General features: G+C 56.6%; 13 protein-coding genes. 7 read left to right on the top strand and 6 right to left on the bottom strand.

Annotation, left to right across the window (positions count from 1 at the left end; translation table 11 throughout):
* Nucleotides 1-89: 89 nt before the first annotated feature.
* From ACR0AU_RS09745 to ACR0AU_RS09730, 4 genes are all read left to right on the top strand, one after another.
* Complete coding sequence (locus tag ACR0AU_RS09745; RefSeq protein WP_480795621.1) at nucleotides 90-1,172, top strand: alcohol dehydrogenase family protein; 1,083 nt, start codon at nucleotides 90-92, stop codon at nucleotides 1,170-1,172.
* Nucleotides 1,169-1,747 (top strand): dimethylsulfonioproprionate lyase family protein, encoded by a 579-nt coding sequence (locus ACR0AU_RS09740; protein ID WP_480795620.1) that lies wholly within the window; start codon nucleotides 1,169-1,171, stop codon nucleotides 1,745-1,747. Before ACR0AU_RS09745 ends, ACR0AU_RS09740 begins: the two co-directional genes overlap by 4 nt.
* 25 nt (nucleotides 1,748-1,772) lie before the next feature.
* A complete protein-coding gene (locus ACR0AU_RS09735; protein WP_480562481.1) occupies nucleotides 1,773-2,879 on the top strand; it encodes a mandelate racemase/muconate lactonizing enzyme family protein in 1,107 nt (368 codons plus the stop codon).
* A gap of 107 nt (nucleotides 2,880-2,986) precedes the next feature.
* Nucleotides 2,987-4,108: an aminotransferase gene (locus tag ACR0AU_RS09730; RefSeq protein WP_480562482.1), complete on the top strand. Its 1,122-nt coding sequence runs from the start codon at nucleotides 2,987-2,989 to the stop codon at nucleotides 4,106-4,108.
* Here the strand turns inward: ACR0AU_RS09730 and ACR0AU_RS09725 are convergent.
* The 5 genes from ACR0AU_RS09725 to ACR0AU_RS09705 form a co-directional block, all read right to left on the bottom strand.
* Nucleotides 4,105-5,187: a sn-glycerol-3-phosphate ABC transporter ATP-binding protein UgpC gene (locus tag ACR0AU_RS09725; protein ID WP_170636789.1), complete on the bottom strand. Its 1,083-nt coding sequence runs from the start codon at nucleotides 5,185-5,187 to the stop codon at nucleotides 4,105-4,107. The two genes, ACR0AU_RS09730 and ACR0AU_RS09725, sit on opposite strands and share 4 nt — an antisense overlap.
* 3 nt (nucleotides 5,188-5,190) lie before the next feature.
* Nucleotides 5,191-6,846 (bottom strand): alpha-glucosidase, encoded by a 1,656-nt coding sequence (locus ACR0AU_RS09720; protein WP_480795619.1) that lies wholly within the window; start codon nucleotides 6,844-6,846, stop codon nucleotides 5,191-5,193.
* Between the two features lie 9 nt (nucleotides 6,847-6,855).
* A complete protein-coding gene (locus tag ACR0AU_RS09715; RefSeq protein ID WP_170392558.1) occupies nucleotides 6,856-8,004 on the bottom strand; it encodes a carbohydrate ABC transporter permease in 1,149 nt (382 codons plus the stop codon).
* A gap of 12 nt (nucleotides 8,005-8,016) precedes the next feature.
* A complete protein-coding gene (locus ACR0AU_RS09710; RefSeq protein WP_170402173.1) occupies nucleotides 8,017-9,024 on the bottom strand; it encodes a carbohydrate ABC transporter permease in 1,008 nt (335 codons plus the stop codon).
* Between the two features lie 65 nt (nucleotides 9,025-9,089).
* Complete coding sequence (locus ACR0AU_RS09705; RefSeq protein ID WP_480795618.1) at nucleotides 9,090-10,445, bottom strand: ABC transporter substrate-binding protein; 1,356 nt, start codon at nucleotides 10,443-10,445, stop codon at nucleotides 9,090-9,092.
* 214 nt (nucleotides 10,446-10,659) lie between these two features.
* On the opposite strand from ACR0AU_RS09705, the gene ACR0AU_RS09700 reads away from it, so the two are divergent.
* Together ACR0AU_RS09700 and ACR0AU_RS09695 are read left to right on the top strand one after the other, a co-directional pair.
* Nucleotides 10,660-11,691, top strand: coding sequence for a substrate-binding domain-containing protein (locus ACR0AU_RS09700; protein WP_170392561.1), 1,032 nt, complete (start codon nucleotides 10,660-10,662; stop codon nucleotides 11,689-11,691).
* Between the two features lies 1 nt (nucleotide 11,692).
* Nucleotides 11,693-13,012, top strand: a complete 1,320-nt coding sequence (locus ACR0AU_RS09695; RefSeq protein WP_170733083.1) for a GH1 family beta-glucosidase — start codon at nucleotides 11,693-11,695, stop codon at nucleotides 13,010-13,012.
* A 34-nt stretch (nucleotides 13,013-13,046) separates the two neighbouring features.
* Here ACR0AU_RS09695 and ACR0AU_RS09690 read toward each other — a convergent pair whose 3' ends face one another.
* Complete coding sequence (locus tag ACR0AU_RS09690) at nucleotides 13,047-13,586, bottom strand: ZrgA family zinc uptake protein (RefSeq protein ID WP_170513516.1); 540 nt, start codon at nucleotides 13,584-13,586, stop codon at nucleotides 13,047-13,049.
* Nucleotides 13,587-13,817: 231 nt separating this feature from the next.
* Here ACR0AU_RS09690 and ACR0AU_RS09685 point away from each other — a divergent pair, with 231 nt between their 5' ends.
* Nucleotides 13,818-15,086, top strand: coding sequence for an imelysin family protein (locus tag ACR0AU_RS09685; RefSeq protein WP_480795617.1), 1,269 nt, complete (start codon nucleotides 13,818-13,820; stop codon nucleotides 15,084-15,086).
* Nucleotides 15,087-15,110 lie beyond the last annotated feature (24 nt).

The raw sequence follows: 15,110 nt of genomic DNA, 5'->3' as shown, positions 1-15,110 counted from the left end.
AAATCGACTCAGGGGGCCGGACCGATGTCTTTCAGCTCACTCCCGCGCTTGATTGAGGTCACCGTAAATGCATCGACGGAGTTTGCCGCATGGCCCAATCCGAGACAATGAAGGCGATGGTCACCATGGGGCACGGTGATCTTGATCAGATGGTCTGGCACGAAAACTGGCCCTGTCCCACTCCCAAACCGGGCGAAGTTCTGATCAAGGTCGGTGCCTGTGGCCTGAATAATACCGACGTAAACACTAGGTCCGGCTGGTATTCTAAAACAGTCAGCGATGCGACAACCGGTGGCGCGTTTGAAGAGGTCGGCACTGATGACCCAACCTGGGGCGGAGCGCCACTGGCCTTTCCGCGCATTCAAGGGGCGGATGTCTGTGGGCAGATCGTTGGAGTCGGGGACGACGTGGATCCAAACCGCTTGGGCGAGCGTGTGATAACCGATTGCTGGTTGCGCGATCCGACCGATCCGATGAACAAGGACAAAACCGGCTACTTCGGATCAGAGCGAGATGGCGGCTTTGCCGAATACACAACGATCCCGGCGGTCAATGCGATAGCCATCCAATCAACACTTTCGGATGCTGAGCTGGCAACCTTCTCCTGTTCCTACTCAACCGCCGAAGGCATGCTGACCCGCGCCAAGGTCACCGCGGCTGACACTGTTCTTGTTCCGGGTGCATCTGGCGGCGTCGGTGGCGCTCTGGTTCAACTGGCCAAGCGCCGAAATGCGCGGGTCATCGCGATGGCGTCGGAGGTTAAGCACGACGACGTGGCCCTCTTGGGTCCAGATGTCATCCTGTCCCGCGCCCCCGATGATTTGCACAAATCGTTGGGAGACGAAAAGATCACGGTCGTTGCCGACGTGGTGGGCGGGTCATACTGGCCGCAGCTTATCAGCATTCTTGAACGCGGCGGACGCTATACCTGCTCGGGCGCCATCGCGGGCCCTATGGTCGAGTTCGATTTGCGGACGTTCTACTTGCGCGATCTGACCTTTACAGGCTCGACCGTCATCGACCCCGAAGTAATGCAAAATCTTGTACGTTATATCGAAGCGGGCGAAGTAAAACCGGCCCTGGCCGCAACCTACCCTCTAAGCCAATTGCATGAGGCACAAACCGCCTTCATCGCGAAGAAACACACCGGAAACATCGTGGTGATCCCATGACGTTGGATGATGTTTTATTGGCTGCCAGGCGATTGCATCAGAACCACCCGGATTTGGCGGGTTTTGGGGGTTGGCCAACAGATTTATTCAGAACGGACTTACAACCCGCACAAATTCCGGCAACCCGGCTTGTCAGCAAATTTGGTCTGAGCGGTACGCCCGAAACACAGGCATTGGTTACGGCCATTGCAGCAACTGCTGAGCAGGCGCACTGGAAACTGACCTATTCCGAATCCGAGGTCGGTGCGGATTTCTTGTCCCGATACGGGTATTACGAATTGTTCGGACCCAGCGGGCATTTCCATTCGACCCAACTACGCGGTTATGTCGCCTATTGGGGCGCAGGTCTGCAGTATGACTGGCACAGCCATCAGGCTGAAGAGCTATACCTGACGCTCGCTGGAGAAGCCTGTTTTAAGGTTGAAGGGAATGCACAGCTTGTCGGGCCGGGCCAGACCCGCCAGCATGAAAGTTGGCAAAGTCACGCCATGACTACAAGCGATCATTCAATCCTAACCTTTGTCTTGTGGCGGGGCGATGGAATGGATGATCTGCCTCGGATGGATGCCGCATGACATACTGCGTCGAGGTGAAACCAAAATGAAAATTACCGGGATTTCTGTCTTTCAAATCGACCTGCCATTGGAGCATCCATACTGGCTGTCAGGCGGGCGATTGAAGTTTGAGAAGCTGGATGCGACGCTGGTCAAGATTGAAACCGACAAAGGGCTTGTTGGTTGGGGCGAAGGCACGCCCTGGGGGCATACCTATGTACCCGCCCACGGCCCCGGCATACGGGCCGGGATCGAGACGATGGCACCGTTTGTTCTAGGCCTCGACCCGCGGCGAGTTCTGGATGTTGAACGCGCGATGGATCAGGCCCTACCCGGACATCTCTACTCCAAAAGCCCGATTGACATGGCGTGCTGGGACATAGCCGGTCAGGTTGCTGGTCTTCCGATTGCTGATCTGATGGGGGGAGGGTCGCGTACGCCCCGCCCAATCGCATCCTCCGTAGGAGCCAAGACAATCGAAGAAACCCGCGCCGTCATCGAACGATACCGGCAGCGCGGCTATATCGCCCATTCCGTCAAAATCGGCGGCGATGTGGCCCGTGATATCGCCCGAATCCGTGACATGGAAAGCCTGCGCAATCCCGAAGACATCATCCTCTATGACGTCAATCGCGGCTGGTCGCGGCAGCAGGCATTACGCGTGATGAGTGCGGTCGAAGACCTCAATGTCATGATCGAACAGCCTTGCGAAACACTGGATGACATTGCCGCGATCTCAGGCAAACATGCTTCGCCTGTTTCCGTTGATGAAAGCCTTGTGACCCTTCAGGACGCGACGCGCATAGCCCGCGATGGCATTGCCGAAATATTTGGCATCAAGCTCAACCGGGTCGGCGGGCTGACCAAAGCGGTCCGAATGCGCGATGTCGCGCTGGCGCATGGGATTGACATGTTTGTAATGGCAACCGGTGGTTCTGTGCTGGCGGATACCGAAGCGCTGCATCTGGCGGCGACAATTCCGGATGCGAATTGCCATGCTGTCTGGGCCTGTCAGGACATGATCACCGTCGATATCGCCGGTGGGCGTGGGCCGAGAAACGTGGACGGCCACCTGCATCTTCCCGAAACACCCGGCCTTGGCGTTCACCCAGATGAAGATGCGGTGGGTGATCCTGTGGCGATCTACCGGTAACGATACACGCCTCTTGTGCAAGTTTGATGACGGTCATCTGCCGAGGTTGACCTTGCCGCTTCGCCATGGGAACGATGCGCGATGGCTTAGTCGAACAGGATAGCGCGATGAAGATCGAACCCTTTGGCGTCGAAATCTGGATGGATGAATGGGAAACCCGCTGCGCCTATAACCTTGCAGAGACTTGCGTCGAGAGCCTGAGTATTGCCGAGCTTTTGAAGCTTTCGGGCAAGAACTCGGATGATCTGTCTGAATTGCTTGGGATGAAGATGACCTATGGCGCGATCCGGGGCTCGGACCGGCTGCGCGATGCGATTTGTAACCTGTATGACCAGCAAAAGCGTGAGAATGTCATCGTCACCCATGGCACGATCGGTGCCAACATGCTGGTCCACAAAACGCTGGTCGAGCGCGGCGACAAGGTGGTGGCCGTCGTGCCCACCTATCAGCAACACTATTCCATCCCGGCCAGCATCGGCGCGGAGGTGACGCAGATCCATCTACGGGCCGAGAACGCTTATTTGCCCGATCTTGAGGAGCTGCGCGCCGCCGTAACTCCGGGCACCAAACTGATTGCCATCAACAACCCCAACAACCCAACCGGTGCGGTGATGGATCGCGCGTTCCTGCTTGAGATCGTCGAAATCGCACGCTCCGCTGGAGCATGGTTGCTGTGTGATGAAGTCTATCGCGGTACCGGGCAAGAAGGTTCGGGCATGACGGATGCGGTTGCAGATCTTTATGAGAAAGGCATTTCAACCGCGGGCATGTCCAAGGCGTTTTCGCTGGCAGGGCTGCGACTGGGTTGGATTGCGGCCAACCCAGAACTGATCGAGGCGGTTTCGATCCATCGGGACTATGACACGATCTCGGTCGGCATGATCGACGACCATTTCGCGGCGCTTGCGCTGGAAAACCACGACAAGGTTCTGGCGCGCAGCCAGGCCATTAGGCGCGGCAACCTCGCCATGCTGGAAGAATGGGTCGAAAGCGAGCCCAAAATCAGTTGGGTCAAACCCAAGGCCGGAACAACCGCGTTGTTGCACTACAACTTCGACATGCCCTCGCGCGAGTTCTGCGTGAAACTGCTGCAGGAAACCGGCGTGATGTTCACACCGGGCTCTGCCTTGGGTCTCGAAGGCTGTGTTCGGATCGGTTACGCCAATACCCCGTCGATCATTCGCGAAGGGCTGGAAAAAGTTTCCACCTTCCTTGCGAAGCTCGACTAGCGCCTCATCGACTGGCCGTTGTGGAACAGATGCACCTTTTCGGGTGCCGCCGTGACCGAGACGGTTTTTCCTCGCAGATTGCGCTGAACACCAGGTAGTTTTGCAATCACGGCCTCCCGTCCATCCGGGACTGCAAAGTAAAGCAGCGTGACCTCACCCAAAGCTTCGGTGAAATCCACCAAGCCGGAATAAATTGGTGTTCCATCAGTGATATTTAAGTCCTCAGGCCGGACACCGATATTGACCTTTTTGCCTTCGTCAGCGGCATCCGTCGGGATTGATGAGATTGCCACGCCGCCATCATCCAGCGTGACGGTTGTTGTCTCTCCTGTCGCGGTAATGGTCCCGGGCAGCAGGTTCATTGCTGGTGAGCCGATGAACTGCGCAACAAACTCGTTATCTGGCGTCTCGTAGAGTTCCAGCGGCGTGCCGACCTGCGCAATTCCCTTATTGGCCAAAACCACAATACGGCTGGCGAGTGTCATCGCCTCGACCTGATCGTGGGTAACGTAAATCATCGTGCTGTCGGGCATCGCCTCTTTCAGGCGTGCGATCTCGATCCGCGTCGCCACGCGCAGGGCAGCGTCGAGGTTCGAAAGCGGCTCGTCGAACAAATATACTTTGGGGTCGCGCACGATGGCGCGACCGATGGCAACGCGCTGGCGTTGTCCACCAGACAATGCCTTGGGCAGGCGATCCAGCAGGGGTTCGAGCTGTAGAATCTGGGCCGCGCGCTCCACGGCGGCATCAACCTCAGCGCTCGGCATCTTGGCGATCTTGAGCGCGAAGGCCATGTTTTCGCGCACCGTCATATGCGGGTAAAGCGCATAGGACTGAAACACCATCGCGATGCCGCGTTGCGCAGGTGGCACATCGTTCACCACCTGCCCTTCGATCTCAAGCGTACCGCCAGTGATCTTTTCAAGGCCCGCGATCATCCTCAGCAAAGTGGATTTTCCGCAACCTGACGGGCCGACAAAGACAATCAGTTCGCCTTGCTCGATCTCGAGATCGATATGTTTCAGAACATCGACAGGACCATAGGATTTGGCCACATCCGTAAGCTTGAGTTCCGACATGGTTTACCTCTTTTCCCGAGCCAATAGACAGAATTGAGCGGCATCCAGCGTCACGTTGCTTTCCCCGCGAACGCCGCCCAACTCCTCCCCGATCACTTGCCAGTCACCTTCTGGCAGGGTCACGTCAACCGGACAGTCACCCAGATTGAAGGCGCAGAAGACCTGCTCGGCTTCATCCTCTCGGGTGAAGGTCAATACCGAACCGATTTGTGACATCCCTGTCTGCGCGCCGGACATCAGCGCTGAGTGCGCATGACGCAATGCAATCGCATGGCGGTAGTGGTGCAGCATCGACGCTGGATCTTTCTCCAACCGATCCACCGCCCGCTCGGCCTGCGCAGCGCTGACTGGCAACCAGGGACGGCTCGTGCTGAACCCGGATTGTTCGTCCTGTGCGGTCCAGACCATCGGAGTACGGCAGCCATCGCGACCTTTGAATTCAGGCCAGAATTCAATGCCATAGGGGTCTTGCAAATCTTCGAACGCAACATCTGCCTCGGGCAGGCCCAGTTCCTCACCCTGATAAAGACAGGCTGAGCCACGCAGGCACATCATGAGAACGGCGTGCTGCAGGACAGCTGCATCGTCCAACCCCCAACGCGAAGCATGGCGTTGCACGTCGTGGTTTGAGAAGGCCCAGCATGGCCATGCATCACCCGCCTTGTCCTCAAGCTGGTCAAAAACCTGCTTTGCGTAAGCTGCCGTCAAAGCCCGCTTTTCGAGGAACTCGAAAGCATAACACATGTGCATCCGTTTATCGCCGCTGGTGTATTCGCCCATAATCTCAAGCCCGCGCTGCGCGTCGCCGACCTCACCCAGACATGCGCGGCCCTCGTATTCATCGGTCAGGGCGCGCAGACGTTCTAAGAAGGCGATATTCTCGGGCTGACTTTTGGAATAGAGGTGATCCTGATGGTTATACGGGTTCACCATCGGCGCAATTGAAGAGTTCCTTTGATCCATCGGCAGACCAGGATTGTCACGTAGCTGGGCGTCGTGGAAATAGAAATTGATGGTGTCCAGACGGAAGCCGTCGACCCCCATTTCCAGCCAGAAGCGCGCCACATCCAACAGGGCATCCTGGACATCCTTGCAATGGAAGTTCAAATCTGGCTGCGAAGTCAGGAAGTTGTGCAGATAATACTGCAAACGCCGCGCATCCCACTGCCAAGCCGAACCGCCAAAAATCGATAACCAGTTATTCGGAGGTGTCCCGTCAGGCTTGGGATCGGCCCAGACATACCAATCGGATTTCGGATTATCTCGGCTGGTGCGGCTTTCACCAAACCACGGGTGCTGATCTGAGGTGTGGGATAGCACAAGATCGATCATCACCTTCAGCCCGTGTGCATGGGCCTCATCTAGCAACTCTTTGAAGTCCGCCATAGTACCGAACATCGGATCGACATCGCGGTAGTCGCTGACGTCATAGCCGAAATCCTTCATCGGAGATTTGAAGAACGGCGAAATCCAGATTGCATCAACCCCCAGCGAGGCGATGTAGCCTAGCCGCTGGGTGATACCCTTTAAGTCTCCGATCCCGTCACCGTTGCTGTCCTGAAAGCTGCGCGGATAGATCTGATAGATCACCCCGCCCCGCCACCAATCTGACGCCGACTTGGTTTTTTCGAATGCTGTCGCGTTGGTCTGCACGTTCATCACACGCCCTTATTTTACGGAACCGGCCAGCAAGCCGCGAACCAGATATTTCTGCATTGCAAAGAAGACTGCCAACGGCACCGCGATTGAGACAAACGCCGCCGTGGCCAAGATTTCCCAGTTACCGCCCCGCGTACCCAGCAGCTCGACGATACGGTTGGTCATTACCGTTGTCTGACCGCTGGCATCGATCAGGAAGACTTTGGCAACCAGAAGGTCGTTCCATGTCCAAAGGAACTGGAAGATCGCAAAGGATGCCAGTGCCGGAAAGCTAAGCGGCAGGATCAACTTGGTAAAAATCTGAAACTCGGTTGCGCCATCTACCCGGGCGTTCTCAATCAGGTCACGAGGCAGCCCGGCCATGTAGTTACGCAATAGGTAGATCGCCAATGGCATCCCGAACCCGGTATGGGCCATCCAGACCCCCAGGTATCCTTTGCCGATCCCGATATTGAGATGCAGTTTCAGCAACGGGATCAGCGCCAGCTGCAATGGCACCACCAATAGGCCAACCACTGCAGCGATCAGCAGGGCACGCCCCGGGAAATCCATCCAAGCCAGCGCGTAAGCCGCAAATGCTGCGACAAGAATCGGGATTATCGTCGCCGGGATCGTCACCGTCAGGGTATTGAAGAACGCCTTGCCCATACTGTCGGAACTGCTTTCGTTGAACAGAACATGGGCATAGTTTTCCAAGGTGAATTCAGGCGGCAGAGTAGTCGTCACAAACACGCGAGGGCCGCGCTTGCCCGAAAACTCTTCTGCGTTTTCCATCCGATAGTCACCGTTGGCCTGAACCGTGATCGTCCCGCCACGACGAAGCTCAGCCGTTTCGCCCGGAGCAAAGGCATCAATCGCACGGGAATTCACACCCCATCGCGAAATGTCCGAGGCCCGATCACCATCGAAGATATTGCCTTCGATCACATAGAGACCATCCTGCAGAACCTGCGTTTCCGGCGCAGCCGCGCGCAGAGTCAGGTTCTGTTCCGACGGGAAGAGCGCCCGCCACCAGCCGCTGCTGGAAATCTGGTCCGCCGTTCTGAATGACGAGATCAACAAACCGAGTGTTGGGAAAACCCAAAGCACCACAAGCAGCACAACCGAGGCGTGAACGACCCATCTAAGGGCTGGGCGGGTTCCTGCAATATCGCTCATAACCCCGTCCTCCTACTGCATTTCTTTGCGCGCATTGCGCACGTTCCAGATCAGGATCGGCGTCACCAGCAACATGATCACCATGGCGGATGCCGATCCCACGCCCCAGTCATTGGCGCGGAACATCTTGTCGTACATGTAATTGGCCAGAACCTGCGTCTCCCACTGGCCGTTGGTCATCGCAAAAACGATGTCAAAGACCTTGAGGACCACGATGGTGATGGTGGTCCAGACCACCATGATCGTGGTTTTGATCTGCGGCACTTTGATCTTGAAGAAAATCTGGAACGGATTGGCCCCGTCCAGAATGGCGGCCTCGATGGTCTCTTCCGGGATGCCGCGCAGCGCGGCGGACAGAATGACCATGGCAAAGCCAGTTTGTATCCAGACCAGAACGATCATCAGGAAGAAATTGTTCCAGAAAGGCAGGGTCAGCCAAGTGTGCGTTTCGGTTCCACCAAAGAAGATGTAGATCGCGTTCAGGACGCCGATCTGATCCTGATCGGCCGGACGCGCATCATAGACCAGTTTCCAGATTACCGAGGCGCCAACGAAAGAAATCGCCATCGGCATAAAGATCAACGACTTGGCGACGTTACCCCAGCGGATGCGATCCGTCAGCTGCGCCACGAGCAGGCCAAATGCGGTGGACATGGCAGGTACAACAATCAGCCAAAGCATGTTGTTGCGCATCGCCTCCCAGAATTTCGGCTCGGCTACCATCTGGGTATAGTTGTCAAAACCCGCCCATTCATATCCGCCTCCGGCTACGCGATCAGTCAGCGACAGGCGCAGCGTCTCAAACACCGGATAGGCAAGATAGACCCCAAGGGCGAGGATCGCGGGAAGCAGAAACAGCCAGGGCCGGATCATATTCGCGCGGTTGATATTGCGACCCGCGTTCGGTCCACGCGCAGGGAACAGGACTTTATCCAGAAATTGGTTGGACAGGTAGAAATAGCCCACGCATCCCGACACACCGATTACGATTGTTAGCAGGCCCTGAATTGCCGGATTCATGGCGTCCTCTCCCTTGCTAGGGTTTCGGGCAACCTGATTGAAAGGTTGCCCGAAGGTTCAGCGGATTACTTGATTGCGTCCCAAGATGACTGGATTTCGCCGGTGACTTCTTCGGCGGATTTCCCGCCAGTATAGTCAACCATGCCGGTCCAGAACGTACCCGCACCCACGGCGCCCGGCATTAGGTCCGAGCCGTCGAAGCGGAAGGTGGTCGCGCCCAGTAGAATGTCACCCAGACCGCGCAGAGTATCATCCTTATAGGCTTCGGTGTTCACGCCCTTATGCGGGGTCAGGAATCCGGTTTGTGCCATCATGACTTCATGTGCAATCGGTTGCTTGAGGAACTCCATGAACGCGCTGGTCGCATCCGATGGATTGCTTACCGCCATCAGAGTACCGCCACCCAGAACCGGGTTACCCAAGTCCTTGTCTGCGAAAGACGGCATGTAAAAGAAATCTGCATCCAGGCCGAACTCGACATCTTCGGGGAAGAAGGCCGGAACAAAGGACGCCTGACGGTGCATGTAGCACTGGGGCGGCGATGAGAACATGCCTTTGGGGCTGTCGCGGAAGTCAGTCGAGGCGACAGCATCTGACCCACCCGAGACCTTGGCGTCATCACGCGCGAACCAGCCAAACTCTTCGATTGCGGCGATAACGCGCGGATCATCAAACGGAATCTCGTTTGTCACCCACTGGTCGTAAACCTCGGGCGGCTGAGTCCGCAGCATCATGTCTTCAACCCAGTCGGTCGCGGGCCAACCGGTGGCGGCACCCGATCCCAGGCCAATGCACCACGGGGTTTCGCCATCGGCGACGATCTGCTCGGTCAGGGCCTTCAGTTCTTCCATGCTCGTCGGCACTTCGTATCCGGCATCCTCGAAATTTTCCGGGTTATACCAGACCAGAGACTTGACGTTCACATTGTAGAAGAAGCCATACATCTGGTCATTGCCGTCGGCGTCTTTGTAAGTGCCAAGATCAACCCAGGAATCGCCAGCCGCATAATTGTCACCAACCCAGGCCGCCATATCTTCACCCAGCGGTGTCAGCTGCCCTTTGGATGCCATGATCGCCGCCAGTCCTGGCTGCGGGAAGACCGCGATATTGGGGGCTGATCCTGCCTCGGCATCGATAACGATCTGCTGCTCGAAACTGTCGGAACCGGTATAGATCACATCTGCGCCAGTCGCCTCTTCGAAATAGGCAATCATGTTGTTGAAGTAACCGTCTTCCGGGGTCAGCCACGGACCAAAAATCGTGACCGTCTGACCGCTCAGATCCGGGGCGCTTTCGGCCCAGGCATTATAGCTGTCCCAGTTGAACGGCCCCTCGCCCGGCGCGAAGACCAAATCTTGTGCTTGTACCGGCCCGGCCAGCAGAGCGATCGCCGCCGCACCCGAATAAAGTGCGTGTCTCATGAGTTCTCCTCCCAATATTTTCGGCGCAAACGAGATTCGTTTTCAAAGCGCTTTGGATGCCGTACTTTATCCGCTAACATTCAGACCCTGTCAATATCTCGCCTACTAACACCTAAAAAACTGCCATTCTAAGACATTCTCTCGAAACATGTTGACTGAGCCAGGTTTTCACAACAAAACAAATGGGCATCAATTTGAAGGCGCTTTGAGTAAAATGAACCTAAAGCAACTCTCTGAGATCCTCGGCCTTTCACAAACAACCGTCAGCCGCGCGCTGAACGGTTACCCGGAGGTCAGCGAAGGGACGCGCATCCGGGTTCAGGCTGCTGCGAACAAGCATGGTTACCGCCCCAACAGCCGCGCCAAGGGGCTGGCGACAGGGCGGTCTATGGTCATCGGCCATGTGATTCCCACCTCGTCCCGGCACGAAATGGTCAATCCGATTTTCGGAGATTTTGTGGCAGGCGCAGCCAAAACCTATGCGGCGAACAATTATGACATGATGTTCACGCACGCGCCGGACACATCAATTGAAGAATCCTATCGCAGCCTGTTCAATCGGGGTGTCGTAGACGGCGTGGTCCTGCAAGGCCCCAAGGTACGAGAGCCGCGCATCTCCGTGTTATCGCGCCTCGGCGTACCCTTCATTGTTCATGGCCGGTCGACCTACGCCAAAGAGCCATATGATTGGATCGATGTGAACAATCAGCGTTCATTCGAACGCGCTACTCGGTTTTTGATCGATCTGGGCCATCGGCGCATCGCCTTGATCAACGGGCTCGAGGAAATGGATTTCGCGCGTCGGCGGAGGAACGGCTATCTGGCGGCGCTCAAAGAAACCGGGATCTCGCCTGATCCAAACCTGCTGCGCAGCGCTGAGATGACCGAGATTTATGGGCATCAGACAGCCTGCGACATGCTGAAGCTCGACGACCCGCCAACAGCAATTTTGGCCTCTTCGATTATCTCTGCGGTTGGAGTCCGGCGCGCACTGGAAGAAAGCGGCCTGAAAATGGGGCGCGATATCTCGGTGATCGCTCATGATGACGAGTTGTCATACATGCGCAATGGTATGGATGTTCCAATTTTCACCGCAACGCGCTCGTCGGTCAGACACGCGGGCGAGGTGGCTGCCGAAATGCTGATCGAGCGGATCAACGCTCCGGATGACCCACCCAAAACGCGCTTGCTGGAGGCTGAACTTGTCGTCGGCAGCTCGACGGGGCCAGCCCCACAAAGGATGTGAGATGAAGTACAAACGCGCAGATTTCCCGCCATATTTTCAGTTTGGCGTGGCGACGTCGGCCTATCAGATCGAGGGACACGCCAATGGGGGCGCAGGCAAGACCCATTGGGACAGTTTCGCCGCAACTCCAGGTAACGTCGCCAATGCGGAAAACGGAGATTTGGCCTGCGATCACTATAACCGGTTCGAACAGGATCTGGATCTGATCCGGGGCGCCGGCTTCGACTGTTACCGGTTTTCAACCAGTTGGGCGCGCGTGCTGCCCGAAGGGCGCGGACCGATCAATCAGCAAGGCTTGGATTTCTATGATCGCCTGACCGATGCGCTGCTTGAACGCGGCATCAAACCCTGCGCAACGCTGTATCACTGGGAACTCCCGTCACCACTCGCCGATCTGGGCGGTTGGCGAAACGGGGATATCGCGAATTGGTTTGCAGACTTCACCGAGATCATCATGGGCCGCATAGGCGATCGGATGTTCAGCGTCGCACCTGTCAACGAGCCTTGGTGCGTAAGCTGGCTGAGCCATTTCGAAGGCCAACATGCCCCCGGCTTGCGCGACATCCGGGCGACCGCGCGCGCGATGCACCACGTGCTGCTGGCCCATGGTCGCGCAATCGAAGCCATGCGTGGATTGGGCATGTCGAACCTTGGCGCAGTGTTCAACGTTGAATGGGCGGAACCTGCTGACGACAGCGATGAGGCACAGACTGCGGCGGCGCTTTACGACGGGATTTACAACCGCTTTTTCCTGGGCGGCGCATTTAAGAAATCCTACCCTCAGAATGTTCTGGAAGGATTGGAGCCGCATCTGCCGGACAAGTGGCAGGATGATTTCGACACGATAGCTGCACCTGTCGATTGGTGTGGGCTCAATTACTATACGCGCAAGTTGATAACGCGCGCAGATACGTCTTGGCCTTCCTTCACCGACGTCCCTGGCCCCTTGCCAAAAACGCAAATGGGGTGGGAAATTGATCCGGCAGCCCTGTCCCGTTTCCTGATCCGGACCGCGCAAGAGTATACTGGGGACCTGCCTATCTACGTGACCGAAAATGGCATGGCGAGCGCAGAACGTCAAAACGACGCTGACAGAATTGACTACTTGAACCAGCATCTTGCCGAAGTGTGTAATGCCCTGGACCACGGCGTTCCGATCAAGGGATATTTCATCTGGTCCCTTCTCGACAATTACGAGTGGGCGCTGGGATATGAAAAACGGTTCGGGCTGGTCGATGTAGATTTCGAGACGCTGGAAAGAAGGCCAAAGGACTCCTACCGCGCGTTGCAGGCCGCATTGGTCCGGGATCAGTCTGGTTGACCGTCAAGCTTTGCTACTGCGGGCACACGCCGGTTCAGTTTGGCACCTTCAAATGTGGCGTTTGGCGTTCCACCGTAAGGTTCTGTGTGGCCGAGGATGATGTCAGCTCAACAAACAAGCGCTCGGCGCGCGCAAACCGTTCGAAATAGGTGAACTGGATTGAAGTCACTAACGACGGCTCCTGACACTGCACCAGATAATCGGCCTGAAATTCGGTGTGATGCGCGGCATTATCGCTGACTTGCCCCTCATCCTGAACGAAGACATCACCAACAAGCGCGACATTGGCCGTTGCAGTCACACACCCCGCTTCAGGCGGCACCTCAAAGATCTCAAGCGGTTTAGAAAGGTCCGAGATTGCGACGGCAACATCCGCCCTCTCATCTTCGTTCTCGGCAGTGTGCTCGAACCCAACAATATCTACGCCTGGCACTTCAAGCGTCAGGCTAAATCCGGTTTCAACAAATGAAATTGCCATATGACCCGCGCCATGAGTATGCGCTTCGATGGCGGTCTCTGCCTGCGCCATCAGCGCGGCTGGTATTAGCGCAAGAACAACGGCCGCGCGTTTCATTCTGTTCACCATTAACCAAACAAACCGTAGGGCATTTTAATACAATTGCGCCTCAGCGCAATGTTCGCCGGGTGCATCGGGCTCCCCAGATATGGTTAGTCAGAAATGGGAATAATACCTGACAATAAAACTCAGGTTGACATTATTGACTATTTCACTAAGAAATTGCCGCATCCAGCCCCGCTGCGTCTGCCGGGGTCCGAATCCCGCTAAGAAAGAAAAGTGTTCCACATGACCAGATTGTTCAACGCGGCCAGTGCCCTGACCTTGTGTATCGCAAGTACAGCTGTCGCCGAGGCCCCGTCCAAAGCCGATGTTCTGACCACATATTCCAATATCGCCGAAGCCAAATATGACGACAGTCTGATTGCAGCAAAGAAACTGCAAGCTGCCGTCAACGCCCTCATTGCTGACCCGTCCGATGCCACTCTGAACACAGCCCGTGCCGCATGGATCGCCGCGCGCGTGCCGTATCAGCAGACCGAGGTTTATCGCTTTGGCAACGCCATCGTCGACGATTGGGAAGGCAAGGTGAACGCATGGCCTCTGGACGAGGGCATGATAGATTATGTGGATTCCTCCTACGGAGGCCCCAGCGATGAGAACGAGTTTGCGGCGCTGAACGTCATCGCCAACCCCAGCTTTGATCTGTCTGGCGAGACCATCGACGCTAGCGAAATCACCCCTGCCCTGCTGTCGGATACGCTGCACGAGGCTGACGGGATCGAGGCGAACGTCGCCACCGGCTATCACGCCATCGAATTCCTGCTGTGGGGTCAGGACCTGAACGGCCACGGCACGGGCGCAGGAAGTCGTCCTTATACCGATTATCTAGTTGGTGACGGCTGTACAGGTGGCAACTGCGATCGCCGCGCCCAGTATCTGAAAGCGGCAACCGATCTGCTGATCAGTGATCTGGAATGGATGACTGCCCAGTGGGCCGAAGATGGTGACGCACGTGCCGCTCTTGCCGCAAATGAAACTGCTGGCGTTAGTGCGATCCTAACCGGCATGGGTTCGCTGTCCTACGGCGAGCAGGCGGGTGAGCGTATGCGCCTCGGCCTGATGTTGAACGACCCCGAGGAAGAGCAGGACTGCTTCTCGGACAACACCCATAACAGCCATTACTATGACGGCCTGGGCATCCAGAATGTGTATTTGGGCAGCTATACCCGCATCGATGGCACGCCTGTTTCGGGTGCATCCCTATCGGATCTGGTGACCGCAGCCGATCCGACGCTTGATACAGAGATGAAAGCCAAGCTGGCCAACACCATGCTGGCGCTAGGCCGTATCAAATCAACCGCCGAAGCGGGTTTTGCGTATGACCAGATGCTGGAACGCGGCAATGAAGGTGGCGAAGCGCTGATTATGGGTGGCGTCAATGGACTGGTCGATCAGACCAAGACCATCGAACGCATCGTGACCGTGCTGGAGCTTGACCAGATCGATTTTGAAGGCTCGGACAGCCTGGATAACCCTGACGCGGTATTCCAATAGGTATCGTGGCCGGGCGCATTTTTA

It is taken from the genome of Ruegeria sp. CG1, from assembly GCF_056537265.1.
This window is presented reverse-complemented; position numbering and strand designations above follow the sequence as displayed.